This is a genomic window from Marinobacter sp. (assembly GCF_046484525.1).
Taxonomy (GTDB): domain Bacteria; phylum Pseudomonadota; class Gammaproteobacteria; order Pseudomonadales; family Oleiphilaceae; genus Marinobacter.
In genome coordinates this window covers 1-21,326 of the sequence record NZ_JAWOIS010000001.1, presented here as the reverse complement: position 1 = coordinate 21,326, position 21,326 = coordinate 1, and the positions used below count along the sequence as shown (strand labels likewise).

The window sequence follows — 21,326 nt, the reverse complement described above, 5'->3', positions numbered from 1 at the left end:
TCCCCAGATCGAATCCGAGGATACGAACCATGCTGAGACGCTCCCTGATCCTTTTCGCAGGTATTGCGCTACCCCTACTGGCCAGTGCCCAGGACAACGATACCCTGACTGTCTACACCCACCCATCATTTGCCGCCGAATGGGGTCCCGGACCAGGCGTAAAGGAAGCGTTCGAACAACAATGTGACTGCACGCTGGAATATGTTGTGCTCGATAGCGGAGGCGACATACTCCAGCGGCTCCGCCTTGAGGGCAATTCCACCGACGCAGATGTGGTTCTCGGGCTGGACACCGGCACCATGGAAACCGCCCGCCAGACCGGCCTGCTTGCTCCCCACAGCATTGCGCTAGAGTCTCTTGATCTGCCGGTCGACTGGCAGGATTCCCTGTTCGTGCCCTACGACTGGGGCTATTTTGCCTTCGTCTACGACACCGAACAGTTACCCAATCCTCCGAAAAGCCTGGAGGAACTGGTCAACGCACCCGAGGACCTCCAAATCATTATCCAGGATCCCCGGACCAGCACACCGGGCCTTGGCCTTCTGCTCTGGATGAAGGCGGTCTACGGCGACCAGGCTGGCGAAAAGTGGCAGGCCCTGAGCGACAATATTCTTACCACCACCAAGAGCTGGAGTGATGGCTACTTCTCACTGTTCATGAGCGGTGAAGCACCCATGATTCTCTCCTATTCCACTTCTCCGGCCTATCACATGGCCATCGACAAGACCGACCGCTACCAGGCGGCAGAGTTCGAGGAGGGCCATTACCTTCAGGTGGAAGTGGCGGCACTGGTTGAACCCTCGGAACAGAAAGCGCTGGCCCGGGACTTCCTGCAGTTCATACTGACTGCCGACTTCCAGCGCCATATTCCCCTGAAAAACGTGATGTACCCGGCCATCGATCTGGGCGACGAGTTACCAGAGGTGTTTGATCGCCTGATCCAGCCGGACACCACCCTGTTTATCGATCCGGCCACCGTCGCCAAAAAGCGAAAGTCCTGGCTGGATGAATGGCTCAACGCCATGATCCCATAATGCGTCAATTCCCGTTCAGAGCCACCCAGGCACCATTCAGCCACCCGGGCTGGCAGATCGGCCCTGGCCTGATCATCGCCGGCAGCCTGCTGGCATTGACCATCGCCGGCGTGGCCGCGCTGCTCTGGCAGGCCCAACTGCCGGAAGTGTCCGAGCTCTGGCAGAACCGTTATCTCAGCAATGTCATCCGCTTCACGCTGTGGCAGGCCACCCTGTCCACTGTGCTCAGCCTGGTTCTGGGGCTGTTCATTGCGCTTGCCCTGGTCAGACAGCCCCGATTCCCGGGCCGAAACCTGCTGTTACGCATGATGGAGCTGAGCCTGGTTCTGCCAACGATCGTGGCGGTGTCGGGCCTCGTCGGGGTCTACGGCCGGCACGGCTGGCTGACCTCGGTGATCGAACACTGGACTATGGTCCGCTGGAATCTCTACGGGCTGAACGGCATCGTGCTGGCCCACGTGTTTTTCAATGCACCGTTGGCCGGTCGGATTCTGCTCCAAGCACTGGAATCGGTCCCCGCACCCCGGCGGCGGGTTGCCAGCCAGCTCGGTCTGACAGGCTGGTGGCTCTGGCGCACCCTGGACTGGCCGGCCGTGCGCCGGGTGTTGCCGGGCATCGCAGCCCTGGTATTTACCCTCTGCTTCACCAGTTTTGCCATCGTGATGACGCTCGGTGGAGGGCCCGCATCCACGACCCTTGAAGTGGCGATCTACCAGTCTCTGCGCTTTGAATTCGACTTCGGTCGCGCCGCCTTGCTGGCGATTGTGCAGCTGGCAATATGTGGGGCCGTCTGGCTCTTGATGGTGCGTCGAGGTTTGTCCTCTAACCTCTCGCCGCAGCGTAAGTTTTCAGAAGCCATACTCCGGCCCGACAACCAGGGTACCACGCGGCTCCGGGATGCGGCCCTGCTGCTTTGCTTCGCCCTGTTTCTGCTTCTTCCGCTTGCCGCAATCCTGTTCCGGGGCCTGCCGGGGCTTGTCTCTGTTGCCGTTGACGGTGGTAAACCTCTGGCGGACCTGGCGAACGCAACGCTGCGGAGCTTCGCCATTGCCCTGCCCGCCGGCGCTTTTTCGGTGCTGTCGGGACTCCTTGTGCTGGCCCTGGCCAGTCGGAGTGGCTCATTTCTCTCCAGGTTGTCGTCGATTGCAACCGCGGTGCCCCTGATGGTCCCCCCGATTGTCCTCGGTACCGGCCTGTTTCTGCTTTTTCGTCCGGCCCTTGGGCACGCCTTTCAGGGCATGGCACTGGTTGCCCTGATCAATGGCCTGATGGCCCTGCCTTTTGTTACCCAGCTCCTTAAGGGCCCGTTCACCGGCCTGGACGAGGCCACGGCAAGACAGGCAGACCAGCTGGGATTATTGGGCTGGTACCGCTGGCGCTGGCTGCACTGGCCCAGACTGAAACGCCCGCTCGCCCTGGCCATGGCCTATGGCACCGGGTTATCCCTGGGAGACTTCGGAGTGATTGCCTTGTTCGGCACGCCTGGACAGCCCACCGTGCCGGTGCTGCTATACCAGCAACTGGGCAGTTACCGCATGGAACTCGCGGCGGGCACCGCCCTTTGGCTGGTCGCTCTCCTGCTGCTGGTCTTCGCGGCGTTCAATCTTCCCGGTTACCGAAGACGCAAACAGAGCGGACACTCGCTCGATGCATTAAAAACCCTTGCGGAGGCCCGCCATGCTTGATGTGAAGGACCTGACCTTCCGCTACCCGGACACGGAAACCACCTGGCGATTCACCTTTCATGTCGACCATGGGCAATGCATTGCCATTAACGGCCCCAGCGGTTCCGGAAAGTCCACCCTCCTGAATCTGATCGCGGGCTTCCTGACACCGGAATCCGGCACCATCTGCTGGGAAGGAGACCTACTGAACAACCTGGCGCCCTGGGAACGACCGGTAACCAGCCTGTTCCAGGAACATAACCTGTTCGAACATCTGGACGTACAGACCAACATTGGCCTGGGTATGCATCCCGGACTCGGGCTGACTACGGAGCAGAAACAGACCATCTCCAAAGGGCTTACCAGCGTCGGCATGGCGGGCTTTGAAAGTCGCATGCCCGGGGACCTGTCCGGTGGGCAACGTCAGCGTGTGGGACTGCTGCGCGCCCTGCTGCGGGACCAGCCCATCCTGCTACTGGATGAGCCTCTGACGGGCCTGGATGCCGAGGCACGCACCCAGTTACGGTCATTGCTGCTCCGGCACAAGGCCGCTGGCAAGGTTCTGGTCCTGGCCAGCCACGATGCGGAAGATCGAAAGATACTGGCGGATAAGCAGTTGAATCTCTAAGCTGTCATTAGCTTGATATTCAACAACTTCCCGAGGCCCGGACGTATCCAAAGATGGAACCACGCCCTTCCCAGTCCCAGGCACCTGACCCTACCGAATCCCGTCCCGGCAACGCGCGGTTCGAGTCCGGCGGGCTGACCATTGCCGGCGACTGGATCCTTTCGGGCTATCACTCGCTGTTGCAGCAGCTGGCCGCACTCCCCGCAGGGGCCAGGTCTCCCAGTAGACTGGACCTGTCGGCTTTGGAGCACATCGACACGGCCGGGGCCTCGGTACTGGCATCCTTTCTCGGACCAGCAACGCTCGAGCAGCATGTTGCCGCGCAAGAGACCCTGGCGGAGGAAAAGGCCGCGCTGTTGCTGGCCGTAGCCCGATCCCTGGAAGACTGGCAGGAACCGGTACCGCCCAAGGTTTCAACGATTCGCCTGTTCCTGGGTCATACCGGCCAGCAGGTGGAATCGCTTGGCCATCTGATCTGGGTATTGCTCGGGTTCATCGGCCAGACCCTTGCCACCATGGTCTGGGTGCTGCCGCGGCCGAAGCGCTGGCGGGTGACGCCGTTCGTCGCCGCGATCCAGGACACCGGGTTAAACGCCCTGCCCATCGTCGCCCTGCTGACCTTTCTCGTCGGTGCCGTGGTCGCCTTTCTCGGTGCCACGGTACTGGAGGATTTCGGTGCCACCATTTACACCGTCAACCTGGTGGCCTTCTCGTTCCTGAGGGAATTCGGTGTGCTGCTCGCCGCCATCCTGCTGGCAGGCCGTACCGCCAGCTCCTTCACCGCCCATATCGGCGCCATGAAGGTCAACGAAGAGCTGGATGCCATCCGCACCCTGGGGCTGAGCCCCATTGAACTGCTGGTGCTGCCCCGGGTTCTGGCCATGATAATCAGCCTTCCAATCCTGACTTTTGTCGGCATGATGGCCGGCATGGTGGGCGGTGCCCTGGTATGCGTGCTGTCACTGGATATCACCCTCACCCAGTTCCTGGCCATTGTTGAGCGGGATATCGCCCTGCGCCATTTCCTGGTCGGCATTTCCAAGGCGCCTGTCTTTGCCTTCCTGATCGCCGTCATCGGCTGCCTGGAAGGTTTCAAGGTGGGCGGCAGCGCCCAATCGGTGGGCGAACACACCACCTCCAGCGTGGTGCAGTCCATCTTCATCGTAATACTGCTGGACGCCATCGCTGCGCTATTCTTTATGGAAATGGGGTGGTAACCGATGGCGGCAGTAAAAAGCACCAGGCAGTCACAGCATGAGGCGGAACCGGTTATCGAGGTCAGCAACCTCTGCAACCGTTTCGGGGAACACGTCGTCCACGAGGATCTGGACCTGGATCTCTACCGGGGAGAAATCCTCGGCGTAGTGGGCGGTTCCGGGACCGGAAAATCGGTGCTGCTGCGCAGCATTGTCGGTCTGCACACAGCTACATCCGGTGACATCCGGGTCTTTGGCCAAACGCTGGACGCTCTGTCTCCACGGGCCCGTTCCCGAATGGAGCAGCGGTTTGGTGTCCTGTTCCAGGGGGGTGCACTGTTTACCTCGCTGAATCTACAGGAAAACATCGCCGTTCCGCTGATCGAACATGCCGGGCTCAAGCGACCGGATGCCGAGCGGGTGGCGCGTATGAAGCTTGCGCTGACCGGCCTGCCGCCGGATGCCGCCCTGAAGTACCCCGCGGAACTTTCCGGTGGTATGGTCAAGCGTGCGAGCCTCGCGCGGGCCCTGGCCCTGGACCCGGAAATCCTGTTTCTGGATGAGCCCACGGCGGGTCTGGACCCGATTGGCGCAGCGGCTTTTGATGAGCTTATCGTGACCCTCCGCAACGCCTTGGGCCTGACGGTTTTCCTGGTCACCCATGACCTGGATACCCTGTACTCTACCTGTGACCGGGTGGCCGTATTATCACAAAAGCGGGTACTGGTGGCAGACATCCTGGAAGCCGTTGCCGCCAACCCGGACGAATGGATACAGGATTACTTCAATGGCCCGCGAGGCCGGGCCGCGAGCTACGCCGCGATTAATCGAACACCGAGGCAACAAGGAGAAAACGTCTGATGGAGCCCCGGGCCCACCACGTGATCATTGGCCTGTTCACTGTCCTGGCGGTCGGCGCCGCGCTTGTGTTCGCACTCTGGCTGGGCAAATCCTCGGCGGATCGGGAATGGGCCTATTACCAGATCGGCTTCGACCACCCGATCTCCGGCCTGTCTGTAGGCAATCCGGTGCTTTACAGCGGTGTCCCGGTGGGCGAGGTACTCGAGTTGACGCTGGACCCGGACAATCCCAGCCACGTTCGTGTACTGGTCCGGGTCGACAAGGAAGTGCCCATTCGCAAGGATACCCACGCGGGCCTGATCCTGGCCAACATCACCGGCAGTATGAGTGTGCAGTTCCGGGGTGGTACCAAAGACAGCCCCGTACTCGAGGGAAGCCGCAACAACCCTCCGCTGATCACGGCAGATCCTTCGGCCTTCAGCAGTCTGCTGACCAATGGCGAGGCACTGATCGAAAAAACCGAGATTCTGCTCACCAATGCCAACAACCTGTTCTCCGAGAAGAACCTGGAAAATATGACCAGAATCCTGGAAAACACCCGGACCGCAACCGATTCGCTGCTGGCCCAGCGGAAAGAACTACTGGCTCTGATGGAACAGTTCGATGCCGCCGGTGTGCGGGCGGAAGAAGCAGCAGTCAAGGTCTCCAGTGTTTCCGACAATGCCAATGCCATCTTGCTGGAACAGGTCGCACCGGTGCTTAACTCCATGAACCGGGCGCTGTCCACACTTCAGCCTGCGCTGGCCCGTCTCGATGATCTGACCCGGAACAATGAAGGTGCGTTGGATGCCGGTCTGCAGGGACTGGGTGAGCTGACGCCAGCAATCCGGGAACTGCGCAGTGCCCTGCGCAACCTGAACCAGTTCACTACACGCCTGGAGGCAAATCCCGCAGGCACCCTGTTGGGTGGTTCCAACATCAAGGAGGTTGAGCAATGAGAAGCTGTCTTCGAGCGGTCACCCCGCTGGTAGCGTCATTTGCCATGACCGCCTGTACGATCTTTCCAACCCCTGAGGCGCCCCGTGTCATGGATCTGGGCTCGGTCGACCCGGTCCAACGCCTGGAAACCCGTCATTCAAGGACCCTGAGGGTGGACACGCCCCTGGCGTCCGAGCCAGTGAACGGAACCCGTATCCTGACCAAGCCCACCCCCCATGAATTCCAGATGTATGGCAACGCCCGCTGGCGCGACATTGCACCGGTAATGGTTCGCGATCACCTGATCGATACCCTGCGCCAGAGTCAGGGTTTTGCCAATGTTGTGACGGACACCAGTGCCGCCAGCACGGACCTGACGCTGATCAGCGAGCTGTCTGCCTTCCAGGCAGAGAAAATCGAAGGGAAAACGCAGGTTGTGATTGAACTGCACGTAGAAGTGCTGGATAACCGGTCACGTAAGAGCCTTTGCGTGCGAAACAGCCGGCGGGAGGAGCCCGCTGCGAGCAGTGAACTGAATGACGTAGTGGAGGCTTTCGCCAACACCGCCCACCAGCTGGCTGAGGAAACCTTGCTCTGGGTACACCGATGCCTGGAGGAAAACTGATCCCGGAAGTCGGGAATTCCGGTTATTCACTGCCGGGAAACAGATCCTTCCAGGCGGCTTTCAAGTAAAGGATCATGGACCACAAGGTCAATACCGCCGCCACATATAACAGGGCGATAGCCACATAGGCCAGGGTCTGGCCCGGGGGAAATGCCAGCAAACCGACAATGGCCGCCATCTGGGCGGTTGTCTTGATCTTCCCGATGTAGGAAACCGCCACGCTCGCCCGACTGCCCATTTCCGCCATCCATTCCCGAAGTGCGGAAATCACGATTTCCCGGCCGATAATGACCGTGGCCGGAATGGTCAGCAACGCGGCGGAGTGCTCTTCAATCAGCACCGCCAGGGCCACCGCTACCATGAGCTTGTCCGCAACCGGATCCAGAAAGGCGCCAAACGGCGTGCTCTGGTTGAGCTTGCGGGCCAGGTACCCATCCAGCCAGTCAGTCACCCCTGCCAGGGCAAATATAAGGGCACTGACGATGTAGCTCCACTCCACGGGCAGGTAGAACACCACAACAAACACGGGGATCATCACGATGCGGGAGAGTGTGAGCAGGTTTGGCAGGTTCATGGGCTTCCTATTCGTCATGCAATGCTGCGTAAATCGTTTCCGCCAGGGCCTTGCTGATACCCTGCACCTTCGTCATCTCGTCGACGCTGGCCTTGCGGATCTCCTGGATTCCGCCGAAATAGCGGATCAGTTCACGGCGGCGTTTCGGCCCCACGCCCTCGATTCCCTCAAGGGTGGACTGCCGACGTTTCTTGTCCCGCCGCGCCCGGTGACCGGTAATAGCAAACCGGTGAGACTCGTCCCGGATATGCTGGATCAGGTGCAACGCGGGCGAATCTGCGGGCACCCGGAAAACATCCCCGGTCATGGCGTCAATGAGCTGCTCCATGCCAGCCCGGCGGGTAACGCCCTTGGCGACACCGATCAGCGGGATATCCGAGATTCCGAGCGCATCGAAAACCTCCCGGGCGACATTTAACTGGCCCTTGCCGCCATCAATGAACACCAGATCGGGACGCTTGCCCTCACCGGCGACCATCCGCTTATACCGTCTGGTCAGCACCTGGCGCATGGCGCCGTAGTCGTCGCCGGCCTTCACGTTTTCTATGTTATACAGCCGGTAGTCGCTCTTCAGCGGGCCATTCTCGTCGAAAACGACACAGGATGCGACCGTGTTTTCCCCGTGGCTGTGGCTGATATCGAAACATTCCATGCGCGAAGGGGTTTCCGGCAGCTCCAGCAAGTCCCGCAAAGCCAGCAATCGGCGGTAAACGGTCTCCTTGCTGGCCAGATGCGTCAGCAGGGTCTGCCGGGCATTGGTCATTGCCAGTTCCAGCCACCGGCGCCGCTCTCCGCGCACGTTACCACGGATCCGGGTCTCGCGGTTAGCCGCCTCGGAGAGGGCCTGGGCCAGCAATTCCTGGCCTTCTACTTCGACCGGCACCAGGATATCCCGGGGAATCTCGCGGCGGGTATTACCCCCGAAATAATACTGACCCAGGAAAGCGCTGAGCAATTCACCTTCGGTCTGTTCGATCGAGTACCGGGGGAAATAATCCTTGGTGCCCAAGACCCGGCCACCACGCACGATAATCACCACAATACAGACAATGCCTGCATCCTGGGCAATGGCTATGACATCCGCATCACCTCCGGCACTGTCCACGGATTGCTGCTCCTGGACGTGACGAAGGTGGTTGATCTGGTCACGGTAGGCGGCTGCCTTCTCAAACTCGAGATTCTTTGAGGCCGTTTCCATGGCATTCATCAGGTCGTGAATAATGGCCGGGTTCTTCCCCTCCAGAAACATGGTGGCATGGCGGATGTCATCCTGGTATTCCTCGGGGCTGATGTAACCCACGCAGGGCGCCGTGCAGCGATCGATCTGGTATTGCAGACAAGGTCTGGTCCGATTCCTGAAATAACTTTCGCTACAAGACCTTATGCGGAACACTTTCTGAAGAATATTAAGACTTTCCTTGACTGCTCCGGAGCTCGGAAACGGGCCGAACCAGGTGCCGCCACCTTTCTTGGTCCGCCCCCTACGAAAGGTCAGGGACGGATAATCCTGGTGGGAGGAAAGATAGATATAGGGATAGGACTTGTCGTCCCGCAGCAGGATGTTATAGGGCGGCCGCAGAGACTTGATCAGGTTCTGTTCCAGCAGCAGGGCTTCGGTCTCGCTGCCGGTGATGGTGACCTCGATGGACTCGATTTTGGCGACCAGGGCCTCGGTCTTCGGTGCCAGGCCGGTTTTACGGAAATAACTGCTAACCCGCTTTTTCAGGTTGCGGGCCTTGCCCACATACAGCACCTCACCCGCAGCGTCATACATCCGGTAGACGCCGGGCCTTTCGGTCAACTGCTTCAGGAAGCTTTTGCTGTCGAACTCCCCGCTCTGCTCGGGCTTGGGGTCAGACCTTGTCGGCATCCAGCAATCCAAGCCGCACGGCCATCAGGGCCAGTTCCACGTCGCTGGAGATTTCCAGCTTTTCAAAAATCCGGTAGCGGTAGCTGTTGACGGTCTTGGGGCTCAGGCACAGCTTGTCCGAGATATCCTGTACCTTCTGGCAGTCCACCACCATCATCGCGATCTGCATTTCCCGCTCGGACAGCCTCTCGAACAGCGATAGCTCGCCATTCTCGTCTTTATCACCAGAGATCTGCTTGAGCGCCATCTTCTGGGCGATTTCAGGGCTGATATAACGCTGGCCGGAATGGGCCTGACGGATGGCGCGCACCATCTCCTGGATGTCCGCGCCCTTGGTGATATAGGCACTGGCGCCACTCTGCATCACCCGGGTCGGATAGGGGTCGTCCGCGCAGGCGGTGACCACAATCACGCGAATGGAATCATCGATACGGAGAATCCGGCGGGTGGCCTCCAGGCCGCCGATACCCGGCATGCGGATATCCATGAGTACGATGTCAGGCCGTTGCTTGCGCACAAACTCGATGGCGTCTTCTCCGGACGATGCCTGACCCACCACGTCAATGTCGGGGTTGTCCGCCAGCATCCGGGTAATTCCGGAACGCACCAGTTCGTGGTCGTCGACAACCAATACGCTGATCAAGATTCCACCTCGCACACGGCTTCAGGAAATACAGCGGCATTCTACCCTACTCGGGCACGCCCAGTCCGGCAGTATTTTCTACCGGATCGAACCAGACCACCAGCTCGCCCCGCCGGACGGCTGCCATGACACCCTTTCTCTCGGAGAAAGGGTTCTCGGTGTCATTGAGGCCATGGTACCGGGTGCAGTACTCCTCAACCAGTCCCTGAAGCTGGTCCTCGCTGAGTAACTCCGTATCCACCACGAATTTTTCCTGCCGTGGGTCCGGCTCTGGTTGCAGGGCTGCTTCGTTGGTCATTATCCCTCCCGTGAGTATGGTTATGGTAAGGATTAAACGCTTCGGGTAGAAGCCCCTGTAACAACAGGTTAGCTTCAAAATGCTGACATGATTCACTATCATGCGTTGCTTTCAACGGTTTGGATGCTAATGAACCAGTCTGTCTTTCGCCTTACCCTGCCGATCCTGTTCGGTTACATTCCGCTTGGAATGGCCTTCGGCGTGCTGTTCTCGACCCAGCTGGATTATCCCTGGTGGGCAGCGCCATTGATGGGCGTGCTCATCTATGCCGGGGCCGGCCAGATTCTGGCGGTCAGTCTGCTGGCCGTCGGCGCAGGTATGGTCGAGGTCTTTGTGGCCATGTTCGTGCTGAATGCCCGGCACCTGTTCTACGGGCTGTCGCTCCTGGGCCAGTTCCGGGGCGCGGGCTGGCGCAAGGCCTACCTGATTTTCGGGCTGACAGACGAGACCTATTCCCTGCTCACCAGCCGCCCCCGCGGTCCCGACCGCCACCATGAACAGGAGCTGGACTTCCGCATTACCGGTTTTAACCAGTGTTACTGGGTAATTGGCTGTGCCATCGGCGCCTTACTGGGCGAAAACGTAGCCTTCGACAGCACGGGCATTGAATTCGCCCTGGTCGCCCTGTTTATCGTGCTCACTATCGAACAATACAAGGCTCTGAAAGACGGCTTCCCGATCTGGACCGGTGCCGCCGCAGCCGGTATCGCCATGCTGCTGCTCTCCCCGTCGCACCAGCTGATCGGCGCTATTGTCATCGTGACTGCCGTGCTGCTGGTGCACTACCGTCACCTGAAGGACACCGGTGCAACGGAAGGTGCAAATCATGGCTGACATGTCCTACCTGCTTTCTTTCATTGCCGTGGCGGCCATTGCTACCTTTGCCACCCGGGTGATCCCGTTCGTGTTCTTCGAACGCCACACCGAGCACCCGCTGATCAAGCATCTGGGCCGTTACCTTCCGGCTGCCGTCATGGCCCTGTTGGCGACCGTGTTCCTCACCCGCTCCGGCAACTGGAGCGCCGCCGTCCCGGGCCTGGACGCGGTACTTCCCGGATTACTGGTAGTGGCCATCCATCTCTGGCGCCGGAACGCCCTGCTCTCCATCGCGGCCGGCACTGCCACTTACATGGTCATCCAGCAAACCGGTTTTCTCTCAGGATTGTGAGCTTATTGCCTAGCACTCGCGCACAGCGACCGTCAGGGAAAGTTCGAACTCGGCACGGGACCGCTTTTCAACGATCAGCCGACGGCCTGAATCAATGAAGGAGATCTGTTACAGGCCCTCGTCGGTCTCCACCCGGTTCCGACCACCATTCTTGGCGGCATACATAGCCCGGTCCGCCCGCTGGATAATAGACTTGCGCTTATCCTCCGGGCGCCAGCTGGCCACACCGATACTGGCAGTAATGGCGGCTTCCACTTCGGGCACTGCCACCTCCGCCACCGCCTGTCGAACCCGTTCCGCCAAGGCCACCCCATCGCCGCGCCCCGCGCCGGTGGCCAGGATGACAAACTCCTCACCACCCCAGCGCCCGAGATGGTCCTCCTGGCGCAGCACATCGGTTATTTTCCGCGCAACTTCCCGCAGTACCTCGTCACCGGCCGCATGACCCCAGGAGTCATTGATGTTCTTGAAATGATCGACATCCAGCAGCAACACTGAGAACGGCAAGCCATGGCGCCGTGCTTTTGCCAGCTCCCGGTCCAGCTCGTATTCGGTCCGGTAGCGGTTCCAGAGACCGGTCAGGGAGTCATGACTGGCCGCATGACTGAGTTGTGCGTTGGCCTGCGCCAGGGCCGCCTGCTCGGTCCTGAGCAGCTCGTTCAGCCGGGTGATTTCGCTGATCGATGCCTGCAGCGCCATGTCCTCTGCCAGGTCCACCGCCGCAAGGCGCTCCACCCGTTTCCAGGATTCACTGTTACCTTCCACAGCGTCCAGCCAGGAACCAAAAGCCTTGCGGAAGGTTTCTTCCTCTCCCGGGACACTGGTCAGAATATCCACCTCCGGACGGCCCTCCCAGTATATGCCTCGACCGTGTTCTCCCCGGAAGACCATAAACCAGCTGGTGACCCGCTCGCCCGGTAGCGGAACCGCAAGCAGGCCGCAAGCCGCACCGAGTTCCAGGTCCCTGGTTAGCGGCTCCTCTTTGAGCCTGGCCGTCACCCAGGGTGACCGGCCCGGTTGTTCGGCGTTCAGCCTGGCGAACAGTTGTTCCAACGAGCCAGCGGGAGGGACCTCCCCGAGTGCAGCAATCTCGCCGCTGTTCACATAGGCCATGCCGCTGGCACGGAACAATGCCAGCCAATCAGGGGCGTATTTCTCCAGCATTCTGACGGGTGACAAACCAAGCGTTATGTCCGATGCCAGAAAGTCTCTGGACTTATGAACGCGCTGCAGAAACTGGGCCTCCATCCGCGATTTCAGCAGGAACAGGCGCTGTGTGGCCATCAGCACCAGGGTCCGCGCCGCGTCCCTCAGGGTCGGAGCAAGGGGAACCGGCTTTTCCGATGTGCATGTAACCAGCCCCCAGAGGCCCGAGGGACCGACAATCGCGATGGAGAGCAGCGCCTGGGCCTTGAAATAATTCAGGTACGCGGTCTGTCTTCTGGACGGGGCCCGGAGTACCGTCCCGCTGGCATTGACGTCCGCCAACTGTTCACGGGTCAACTCACCGGAGACCAGCACCGGTACCAGGCCAGCCTCGAGGTCCGGAATGCTCCGCACCTGGTGCCGGGTCATTTTCGAGCGCTGCGCCGGAGGATACGAGGAGGCGGAAAAGCGCTGCCCCCGCAACGGCGAAACACCCTTACGCCGACTCTCGGCGAGGAAGACACCATGACCCTGCTCGTCGAAATGCGCCACCACCACCCGATCAAACCGGACCAGGTCGCGAACGCCGTCCACCAGGATATCCATCAGATCATCGGGATTACGGGCATTGGCCAGTTTGCCGAGCCAACGGTTGACCGTTCCGGTCATCCGCCTGGTTCCCAGCCCCGTTATCGGTTCGATTTCGACGACTACCCAGGCCCCGGAGCGAAAGGCATTCACCTGCAGGCGAATTTGGCGGCCCTTGATCTCATTGCGGATGGAAACCGGCCCGCTGAGCACATCGTCTGCAGCCAGTTCGCGGCGAATGCGGGCCAGCACCCGGGTGCCGAAAACTCTCTCCGGTGACTGGTCAAGCAGGGTTTCGGCGGGAGCCTGCAGGAAATACTCGGCATTGGCACTGCACTGGACAATACGGTCCAGCGACCTTGTTAATACCAACAGGCAACCGCAGGGCTGAATCCTGAGAGAACTCCGCTGAAAACCGTTGGGTTCGGGCATCTGGTCGGTTAATTCCTTGGGAAAACCTCAAGGAAATTATACACTGCCGCCACGATTTCCCCGCGCACTATTTGTCCATGGCCCCGCGATGAACCTGATCGACATCTTTCTCCAGACCCTGGAAACCACCTTGCCGGTATTTGCCATGGTCTTTATCGGACTCGGGCTGCGGAGAATCGGCTGGATCGACGCTCCCTTCATCAATACCGCCTCTGCCTTGGTCTTCAAGGCAACACTGCCGACCCTGGTATTTCTGAGTATCATCCGCGCCGACCTGAGCACCGCCCTGAATCCTGAACTGCTGCTGTTCTACCTGCTGGCCACCCTTGGCGGGTTCGGCCTGACCTGGCTCTGGGCCTCATGGCGGGTGCGGAGAGAGGATCGCGGGGTATACGTGCAAGGAGCTTTCCGGGGCAATTGCGGGATTGTCGGCCTGGCGCTGGCGGCCAACCTGTATGGAGATTTCGGATTATCCGCCGGCGGTATCCTGCTTGGTCTGGTGATTATCTCCTACAACGCGCTCTCGGTGGTGGTGCTGATTGCCTACCAGCCCGGTCAGTCCGCCAGCTGGCGCAAGATCATCCATGACATTGTCCGCAATCCCCTGATCATCGCCGTTGTGGTGGCCATTCCCTTTGCCTGGCTCAATATCGGGTTGCCTACCTGGGTAATGACCAGCGCCGACTATTTCGCCTCTCTCACCCTTCCGCTGGCGCTGCTGTGCATAGGGGCCACCGTCTCCCTGAACTCCATTCGCAGCGACAGCAAGACCGCGTTCGGTTCCAGCGCCATGAAAATGGTCGTGCTGCCGGCCCTGTGTACCGCTGCCGGCTGGTTGGCCGGTTTCCGGGGGCCGGAACTGGGGCTGATGTTCCTGTTCTTCGCCAGCCCGACCGCCGCCGCCAGTTTCGTGATGGTCAAAGCGCTAGGAGGCAACGACCGCCTGGCAGCCAATATCATTGCCCTGACCACTCTGATGGCCAGCGTTACCGTCACCGCTGGCGTCTTCCTGTTACGCAGTTACGGCATTATCTGAGAACCCACAGCACGAACCGTCTCGAACCCGCGCTGACAACCCCCGAGGTAACCACCGCCAAACAGGTTGTAGTGGTTCAGATAGTGGTACAGATTGTAGATGTCCCGCTTGCGGGGATATTCCGTGGAGCGGGCGTACATCCGGTCGTAGGCCTCGTAGAACGCCTCGCCGAAGCCGCCGAACATTTCGGTCATGGCCAGATCTGCCTCCCGGTCCCCGCAATAGACCGCCGGATCAATAAGCCAGGGGGTGTTCCGATCAAACAGAACATTGCCGCTCCAGAGGTCCCCGTGCAGAAGGCTCGGATGCTCGCAGGCATGATCGAGCCACCGTGCCAGGGCCTCGCCGTGGCGCTGAAGCACCCTCGCAAACTCACTACGAATCTCCGGATTCCGGATACGGCCCACCTGATACACCAGGCGGTCAGAAACGAAAAACTCACCCCAGGACTCGGACCAGCGATTGGGCTGGGGCGACAGGCCGATGTAGTTGTCCCGTCCCCAACCGTAGCGATTCTGTTTCAGCCGGTGCATCAGCGCCAGCCCCTCTCCCAGCATGGCAAGGGTTTCGGCGGTGGCGGGTTCGGATTCAATGCCGGTGATCTCCAGCACACTGTTATCCACCCGCACCACCTCCGGAATCCGCACATCCGTGACACTCGCCTGCACCAGTGCTGAACGAAGGCTCTCCAGCCCCTCCGCCTCGCAGATCAGTGCATCGGAAAATCCGGTGGTATTATGTTTGGTGAACATGGTTTTACCCTTCCTTGAATCGTTTCCGGCCGGGGGGTTAGATTGGTCTCAGGCTAACATGTGACGGAGTCGCGCGACCGCTATGGACAAGAAACGCTGGAAAATGCTGATCTCGGGCAAGGTGCAGGGAGTCTACTACCGGGCCTCCACCGAAAAGGAAGCCAATCGGCTGGGGCTATCCGGCTACGCCAGGAACCTGCCGGACGGACGCGTCGAGGTGATTGCCGAAGGCTGTCCTGAAGAGCTCCGGCAACTGCACCAGTGGTGCCAGGAAGGCCCCCCTGCGGCCAAAGTGACTGATATCGAGATTGAGGAACAGCGGGCCAACGGGGAGTTCTCGAATTTCGGGGTACGCTACTGACAGTTCAGCGATGCTGTTGTCGTAAGGCCCGGTTCAGAGTTTTCTGCCACGCTTCAACATCAACCTCGCTGCTGCTGAGGACCTCAAGGTCCCGGTTCTCCAGGACCTCGTCAAGCGGCCGCCCGGCGGACTGGATGACCCGATCACGTTCTTCCAGCAAGGCTGCAATATGAAACCGGTAAAGCCGGACAAAATGGGTTATCCAGATATTTACCGGCCAACTCGGTGACGCATGGTCTATTTCAAATTCGCCAAGCCGGGGGATGACCTGGTCGGCGGAATGCCACTTCTCGTCGGTTACCCAGCGGTTGGTGGTGAACAGACCCATCGGGTAGCCCCAGGCATCCATGGATATGGCAATGAGGTGCATGGTGCAATCGTCACCCTGCTCTCCGTCCGACAGCCTCAAGAACGTATGGAAGTGCCCGTGTTCGGGGTTGTCCGGGCGGTGGGCGTGGTAGTAGTACTGGCTGCGAGTGTCCCGGTCGAAGACATCGCCCTTTGGGTAATGTTCCATTTCATAGAAGGTTCCCTGCCCTTTCAGAACCTCACCGACAATATTCAAGCCGCCTTTCTCAAGCACGCGATAGGACTCCCGGACTCGCTTGGCCGAATCCAGGAGGCTTTCGAGCTCATCGTCCGCCAGGGTCGAAAGGTCAGGCTGGAAATCCATCAAAGACCCATGAGTTCTCGAACAGCACCTTCCCTGCTCGTTTTAAGGCCGGCCGCGCGCCCTTCCTCAATGGCAATTTCCGCTGGCACACCCATATGGAATCGATACAGAGCCCACATGGCGCCTACCCGGTTACTGCTGGCGCAGTGAACCAGAATGGGATAATTCGCCGGCGACGATGCGATCTTCGAGAACGCCTCGACCTGAGCCTGGGTTGGCGCGGTGGTTGAAACGCCAAGTGCATAAAAGTTCAGGCCGGCGGCATGTGCCTCGGCCTTTTCCTCTGCCACCCCTTCTTCTTCGGTGAGCAGACTGACCACGGTATTGAATCCCTGGGCCTTCAGTTCTGCCATTGCGCCTTTCTCGACGTGACCGCCGGCGGCAATAAACGGTGACGGCCGATTGTAGTTTATGACAACCTGAGGCATTTCGCTGCCGTAGGGCACCATGGCCCAATCGTTTTCGATTGCAAACGGTAGGGCGCGGTCAGGGTTTTGCCTGGCCGTTCCGGGAACGGCAGCAGGCATCGGCTGGGCTGTGCCACCACCCGAGCTGGAGCCCGCCGCACAGGGGTTCGCTGACGGGCTGGCTGCAGCACAAGGGTTGGCTGCCGCACAGGGGTTCGCCGCACTCTGGCTGGCCGCCGACTGACTGCTTGTCTGAGCCTGTGTTGCTGCCGGGTTCTGCGAATCGGAGCACCCGGTAACACCCATGCCCAGGGCGATGGTAATGGCCACAGGCAATGCGGCACGTTTGAAACGGTAACAGGTCATGACTGTGCTCCTTCAGTTCTGTTTGTTGTCGGCCGGATAAAGGTCAGAAGCCTGGTAGGGCCCGCCCAGCTTCTGTTCAAGCTTGCTGCCCAGCTTGAAACCGCCCCAGGCCATTGCCGCCAGCACGAGAATAATGAGCCATTCCGGAATACCGGTAAGATCCATCAGAGTCTGCCCTTGCGGGCCGGGGGTGGCGAGGTAGAGCTCCTCAAGCGGGCCGAACCAGGCGGCAAACAGGGCGGTACCCAGCACCATTCCGATCATGAATACGACGGCGTCAATCCGTCCACCTGCGAGCCCGGCCACCGAGGTGCCGGGGCAATAACCGCCAATGGCGAATCCAGCGCCGATCAACAACCCCCCAACCGCCATTGCGACATAGAATGGCGTTGGCACGTAGTAGCTCCCGCTGCCCATCAACCCGAACTGTTTCGACAGCCACAGCAGCAGGGCCGCCACAATAACGGCGGCAAACATCACCTTGAACACGGACCAGTCTTCAAGCCGGAATTGCCCGGTGAGCTTCCGGGGGCTGCCAAAGCCTGCATTTTCGAGCACAAAGCCGAACAGGAAGCCGGCAAGCAAACCGGACGCAACGCCGGAATCATAGAGAGGCCAGATCATTGCCAGTGCCTCCTTACAATGAAGCTGAACAGGAATCCCGCTGCGAAGAAGCAGATCAGAAACACAAAGCCCCCGACCGCCAGTGCCGCGCCACCGGAAAGACCGAGGCCGCTGGTGCAGCCACGTGCCAGCCGGGCACCGAGCCCCGTCAGGACGCCACCGATCAGCGACAGCACGAGCCGGCTGCCGACCCCGGATGAGGGTCCCCGTTCCACCTGAGGCCTGAACCTTCGACCGGAAAGCGCACCGACCAGAGCACCAACGAAAGCACCGAGCACCTCCCAGGTGATCCAGGCTTGAAGTGGTTCTCCACGGACATAATCGCCCAGGTAGCGGTTGGCGGCCGTCAGCTCCGGTGCCAGCCATTGCCCGACTTCTGCGGTAAATCGGCCGAAGAAGCCGCTGGCGCCCAAGCCGTGACCGGTCAGGACAAAGGTGAGAAATAACGCCAACCCCAGGGCGATGCCTGCCCATAGAGGTGACCAGAAGGGGCGTGGAGACATATCCGACTCCTTTTCATACAGTGCCATTATACCTGTTTTATATATAGTTATTCCCTACTGTCAAACCCACAAGGCTGGATACCGCTCGAGAGGTAATACTGATCAAGTTTAGACCTGAAATGCAGCCAACAAAAAAAACTCCGTAAACGTCCGGTAATTCCCTCTTGAGTCCGGCGCCGTCTGCCGACAGGTGGCAAGCCCCCGATTTCCTAGACACCTGACAGCTTTGTGAAGTATTGCTTTTCGAAATCGACTGGTGTCAAACACTCCAATCGTCAAGACCACAACACGGGGGCTGGTCCCGGCACGCAAAGCAAGTGCTGCACTCAAGCTTTAACTTCGATTTTCTCCACCTCGGACACTCCGCTGGACTAGATCTATGCCTAGACCTTTGCTTCTGCCAAGGTGTCCGTTTTAAATGGGGGCTATACAGAGACACCCATTAGCCAGCCAGAGTCAATAGGCCATACTAATCCCTTATGATGTCTCTCAAGACAGATTCCCGTACGAACTGAAGCCAGAGCTTGGTGGGAGCTGCTAAGGAACACGGATGGCCCATGAATCAGGACGATAGGACGCACCACCGAGTCGCACCAAAACTTGCATCGTTGGCGGTTCTATTGCTGGCAACCGTGGTGATGTACGTAAGCCAGGGATTAACTCATACGCTGGTTCCACTTCGGCTCGCCAGTGGCTCCGCCTCAGGTTTTGTCACAGCCTGTTATTTCGTGGGCTTCGGCCTGGGGGCTTTTCTGGGCCCGCTGCTTATCCGGCGCGTCGGCCATATCCGCGCATTTGGCGGCCTGTTAGGTATTGTCATCTTTGCCGTGCTGTCCCTCGCGCTGATCGACGCCCTCTGGTTCTGGGGAATGATCCGACTACTGCATGGCGCCAGTATTGCCGCCGTAGCAGTTGTGGTTGAAGCCTGGTTGGTCAGTGCCTCCGGCCCCGAGGCACGAGGACGGGTGCTTGCGGTCTACACCCTCGCAGTTTACGGAGGCATTGGCATCGGGCCATTGTTTCTAACCTTCTTGCCAGACACGCTCTGGCAACCATTCAGCGTGGCCGCAATCGCTCTGTGCCTGGCAGCGGTGCCGGTACTGTTCTGGCGCACCGATGCGCCGGCAATACCCACCCGTGCCCCCGCCAGCTGGCGACGCATCATAAACGTCTCGCCAGTCAGTCTGGCAACGGCCACTGCGGCCGGCTTTTCGGGGGGCGCCCTTACCGCACTGGGGCCGATCTACGCGCTCTCGTTGGGTCTGGACACGTCCGGCGTCGCGCTGATGATGAGCGTGCCCGTTATCCTTGGCCTGATTTTGCAATGGCCAGTGGGAACGCTATCCGACCGTTACGAGCGCCGCCGGGTAATGTCCGGCGCAATACTGGTCAGCGCCAGTTTCGCACTCACGCTCATCTGGGGCCAGAGCCTGGGATTGGTCGCGATCTACTGCCTGCTGGCGGGTCTCCACGGTATCCTGTACGCGCTTTACCCCCTCGCCCTCGCCCATGCCAACGACCGCGTCGGGACGCCCACCGATACTGCTGATATCGGTGCAGGCCTACTGTTGGGGTATGGCATAGGTGCGGCGGCGGGCCCCGCTGTTGCCGGCGGCGTTGCTCTTGCCATGGGACCTGAATCGGGCTTCCTGGTGGCCATGGTAGCTCTGGCGCTGACGGGCTCCTACATCCTGCTGGATGTTCACCGCCATGCCCGTGTCGCCATCGTCGATAAGGGCGCTTACACCAACCTGCCTTCCTCAACCCCGAAGGTGTTTGAACTGGAGCCGCGGACCGTACCCGATCCCGTGACTGAAAACGACCTAACCCCCACCCGCACCGATGAGTCAAAGGGCCCGAATGTATGATGGTCAGGGGGGAAGTCCACATTACACTTCTGGTCAGCCCGATACCCTGGTTGAGCATATACTCTTATGGTTATCCATTCTGACCCCAGGAGGTTTGGACATGCCGACTCCCAGCCGTGAGGAGCTTCTAGATGAGCACCAACCTGATGCGGTGCGAGTCCGGCTAGCAAAGCCAATGAGAGCATCAACGTTACCTGATGCTGTACTCGGAGGTATTGATGGTTGTGTCACTACCTTTGCGGTGATATCCGGTGCTTTCGGTGCGGGCTTCTCGCCGCAAGTAGCATTAGTCCTGGGTTTCGCCAACTTGGCTGCTGATGGCTTCAGCATGGCGGTGAGCAACTACGAGGCAGGCCAGGCACAATTGGCTCAGATTGCTAGCGCTGCACAGACCGAACATCAACATATCGCCTTGGTGCCAGAAGGTGAGCGGGAAGAGATTCGCCAACTGTTCCAGGCGAAGGGGTTTGAGGGAGAGCTGCTTGAAAAGGTAGTCGAGGCTCTATGTCATGATCCGGAAGTATGGGTTTCTACGATGTTACGAGAAGAGTATGGGCTCTCTGCTGCTGGAATGAGTCCTTTGCGATCGGCTCTGACTACCTTCGCTGCATTCCTTTTGATCGGAACTTTGCCCCTATTGCCCTATGCACTGCCGGGGTTCAGTACCACAACTCAATTCCTGTCCAGTCTTTGTGTCGCAGGGTTGGTGTTCTTAGGTATCGGCATGCTCAAAAGCGCGGTATATGGTGTGTCTGTTTGGCGCTCAGGACTACGTACATTGTTAATGGGTACCGCCGCAGCCGGATTAGCTTTTGCTACCGGCTATTTCGCACATGGGTTACTAGTGTCCCGTCTGGTTAATTCGCTGACCTACTGAGCCACTGAGAGCCTTGAGAGCAAGGCGCGATGGCGAAGGTTTGGTGGTTCCAAATCGAGTCAGCGCAACGCAGCTATCAAGGCTCTCAGTGGCTCCCGAAGGGCCCCAGCGCCGGGCCCTTCGGGGGCCACTGAGAGGCTTGATAGCTGCGTTGCGCTGACTCGATTTGGAACCACCAAACCTTCGCCATCGCGCCTTGCTCTCAAGGCTCTGA

General features: G+C 59.7%; 23 protein-coding genes. 13 read left to right on the top strand and 10 right to left on the bottom strand.

All coding sequences use genetic code 11. From position 1 onward, the window contains the following. Positions 1-29 precede the first annotated feature (29 nt). Genes thiB through R6W86_RS00085 form a run of 7 tightly spaced genes read left to right on the top strand, consistent with a single transcriptional unit; the run spans position 30 to position 6,926 of the window. On the top strand, positions 30-1,034 hold the full coding sequence (thiB, locus tag R6W86_RS00115; RefSeq protein WP_410327363.1) for a thiamine ABC transporter substrate binding subunit: 1,005 nt from the start codon (positions 30-32) through the stop codon (positions 1,032-1,034). Beyond that, positions 1,034-2,719, top strand: coding sequence for a thiamine/thiamine pyrophosphate ABC transporter permease (gene thiP / locus R6W86_RS00110; RefSeq protein WP_410327362.1), 1,686 nt, complete (start codon positions 1,034-1,036; stop codon positions 2,717-2,719). The genes thiB and thiP overlap by 1 nt, the downstream gene beginning before the upstream one ends. Beyond that, positions 2,712-3,326, top strand: coding sequence for an ATP-binding cassette domain-containing protein (locus tag R6W86_RS00105; protein WP_410327361.1), 615 nt, complete (start codon positions 2,712-2,714; stop codon positions 3,324-3,326). Before thiP ends, R6W86_RS00105 begins: the two co-directional genes overlap by 8 nt. 53 nt (positions 3,327-3,379) lie before the next feature. Continuing rightward, positions 3,380-4,543: an MlaE family lipid ABC transporter permease subunit gene (locus R6W86_RS00100; RefSeq protein WP_410327360.1), complete on the top strand. Its 1,164-nt coding sequence runs from the start codon at positions 3,380-3,382 to the stop codon at positions 4,541-4,543. Positions 4,544-4,546: 3 nt separating this feature from the next. Further along, positions 4,547-5,383, top strand: a complete 837-nt coding sequence (locus R6W86_RS00095) for an ABC transporter ATP-binding protein (RefSeq protein ID WP_410327359.1) — start codon at positions 4,547-4,549, stop codon at positions 5,381-5,383. Next, on the top strand, positions 5,383-6,321 hold the full coding sequence (locus R6W86_RS00090; RefSeq protein ID WP_410327358.1) for an MlaD family protein: 939 nt from the start codon (positions 5,383-5,385) through the stop codon (positions 6,319-6,321). Before R6W86_RS00095 ends, R6W86_RS00090 begins: the two co-directional genes overlap by 1 nt. Beyond that, positions 6,318-6,926, top strand: coding sequence for an ABC-type transport auxiliary lipoprotein family protein (locus R6W86_RS00085; RefSeq protein WP_410327357.1), 609 nt, complete (start codon positions 6,318-6,320; stop codon positions 6,924-6,926). Before R6W86_RS00090 ends, R6W86_RS00085 begins: the two co-directional genes overlap by 4 nt. Before the next feature lie 22 nt (positions 6,927-6,948). Here the strand turns inward: R6W86_RS00085 and pgsA are convergent, their stop codons facing one another. From pgsA to R6W86_RS00065, 4 genes are read right to left on the bottom strand one after another with little or no spacing between them, the layout of a single operon-like run. Next, entirely contained in the window at positions 6,949-7,500 is a 552-nt protein-coding gene (pgsA, locus tag R6W86_RS00080) for a CDP-diacylglycerol--glycerol-3-phosphate 3-phosphatidyltransferase (RefSeq protein ID WP_410327356.1), read from the bottom strand. A 7-nt stretch (positions 7,501-7,507) separates the two neighbouring features. Continuing rightward, complete coding sequence (gene uvrC / locus R6W86_RS00075) at positions 7,508-9,370, bottom strand: excinuclease ABC subunit UvrC (RefSeq protein WP_410327355.1); 1,863 nt, start codon at positions 9,368-9,370, stop codon at positions 7,508-7,510. Continuing rightward, positions 9,354-10,013, bottom strand: a complete 660-nt coding sequence (uvrY, locus tag R6W86_RS00070) for a UvrY/SirA/GacA family response regulator transcription factor (protein ID WP_410327354.1) — start codon at positions 10,011-10,013, stop codon at positions 9,354-9,356. The genes uvrC and uvrY overlap by 17 nt, the downstream gene beginning before the upstream one ends. A 46-nt stretch (positions 10,014-10,059) precedes the next feature. Next, the gene (locus R6W86_RS00065; protein WP_410327353.1) at positions 10,060-10,311 is read right to left on the bottom strand and encodes a hypothetical protein; all 252 of its coding nucleotides are present in this window, start codon (positions 10,309-10,311) and stop codon (positions 10,060-10,062) included. A gap of 129 nt (positions 10,312-10,440) precedes the next feature. On the opposite strand from R6W86_RS00065, the gene R6W86_RS00060 reads away from it, so the two are divergent. Together R6W86_RS00060 and R6W86_RS00055 are read left to right on the top strand one after the other, a co-directional pair. After that, positions 10,441-11,145 carry an AzlC family ABC transporter permease gene (locus R6W86_RS00060; RefSeq protein ID WP_410327352.1) on the top strand — a complete coding sequence of 235 codons (705 nt, stop codon included), beginning with the start codon at positions 10,441-10,443 and terminating at the stop codon, positions 11,143-11,145. Further along, positions 11,138-11,479 carry a branched-chain amino acid transporter permease gene (locus tag R6W86_RS00055; protein ID WP_410327351.1) on the top strand — a complete coding sequence of 114 codons (342 nt, stop codon included), beginning with the start codon at positions 11,138-11,140 and terminating at the stop codon, positions 11,477-11,479. Before R6W86_RS00060 ends, R6W86_RS00055 begins: the two co-directional genes overlap by 8 nt. A gap of 108 nt (positions 11,480-11,587) precedes the next feature. Here the strand turns inward: R6W86_RS00055 and R6W86_RS00050 are convergent, their stop codons facing one another. Beyond that, the gene (locus R6W86_RS00050; protein ID WP_410327350.1) at positions 11,588-13,645 is read right to left on the bottom strand and encodes a diguanylate cyclase; all 2,058 of its coding nucleotides are present in this window, start codon (positions 13,643-13,645) and stop codon (positions 11,588-11,590) included. 88 nt (positions 13,646-13,733) lie between these two features. Here R6W86_RS00050 and R6W86_RS00045 point away from each other — a divergent pair, with 88 nt between their 5' ends. Then, a complete protein-coding gene (locus R6W86_RS00045; RefSeq protein WP_410327349.1) occupies positions 13,734-14,681 on the top strand; it encodes an AEC family transporter in 948 nt (315 codons plus the stop codon). On the opposite strand, the gene R6W86_RS00040 is transcribed toward R6W86_RS00045, so the two are convergent. Then, entirely contained in the window at positions 14,666-15,433 is a 768-nt protein-coding gene (locus tag R6W86_RS00040; protein WP_410327348.1) for a fructosamine kinase family protein, read from the bottom strand. The two genes, R6W86_RS00045 and R6W86_RS00040, sit on opposite strands and share 16 nt — an antisense overlap. An 82-nt stretch (positions 15,434-15,515) precedes the next feature. Between R6W86_RS00040 and R6W86_RS00035 the strand changes: the two genes are divergently transcribed. Continuing rightward, a complete protein-coding gene (locus tag R6W86_RS00035; protein WP_410327347.1) occupies positions 15,516-15,794 on the top strand; it encodes an acylphosphatase in 279 nt (92 codons plus the stop codon). Between the two features lie 4 nt (positions 15,795-15,798). Here the strand turns inward: R6W86_RS00035 and R6W86_RS00030 are convergent, their stop codons facing one another. The 4 genes from R6W86_RS00030 to R6W86_RS00015 are packed head-to-tail and all read right to left on the bottom strand — an operon-like array spanning position 15,799 to position 18,367. Continuing rightward, positions 15,799-16,467: a DUF6969 family protein gene (locus R6W86_RS00030; protein WP_410327346.1), complete on the bottom strand. Its 669-nt coding sequence runs from the start codon at positions 16,465-16,467 to the stop codon at positions 15,799-15,801. Further along, entirely contained in the window at positions 16,467-17,240 is a 774-nt protein-coding gene (locus R6W86_RS00025; RefSeq protein WP_410327345.1) for a fused DSP-PTPase phosphatase/NAD kinase-like protein, read from the bottom strand. Before R6W86_RS00025 ends, R6W86_RS00030 begins: the two co-directional genes overlap by 1 nt. Before the next feature lie 12 nt (positions 17,241-17,252). Continuing rightward, the gene (locus tag R6W86_RS00020) at positions 17,253-17,864 is read right to left on the bottom strand and encodes a DUF6691 family protein (protein ID WP_410327344.1); all 612 of its coding nucleotides are present in this window, start codon (positions 17,862-17,864) and stop codon (positions 17,253-17,255) included. Further along, complete coding sequence (locus tag R6W86_RS00015) at positions 17,861-18,367, bottom strand: YeeE/YedE thiosulfate transporter family protein (RefSeq protein ID WP_410327343.1); 507 nt, start codon at positions 18,365-18,367, stop codon at positions 17,861-17,863. The genes R6W86_RS00020 and R6W86_RS00015 overlap by 4 nt, the downstream gene beginning before the upstream one ends. A gap of 557 nt (positions 18,368-18,924) precedes the next feature. On the opposite strand from R6W86_RS00015, the gene R6W86_RS00010 reads away from it, so the two are divergent. Together R6W86_RS00010 and R6W86_RS00005 are read left to right on the top strand one after the other, a co-directional pair. Then, positions 18,925-20,235 carry an MFS transporter gene (locus R6W86_RS00010; RefSeq protein WP_410327342.1) on the top strand — a complete coding sequence of 437 codons (1,311 nt, stop codon included), beginning with the start codon at positions 18,925-18,927 and terminating at the stop codon, positions 20,233-20,235. Between the two features lie 100 nt (positions 20,236-20,335). After that, positions 20,336-21,112, top strand: coding sequence for a VIT1/CCC1 transporter family protein (locus tag R6W86_RS00005; protein WP_410327341.1), 777 nt, complete (start codon positions 20,336-20,338; stop codon positions 21,110-21,112). Positions 21,113-21,326 lie beyond the last annotated feature (214 nt).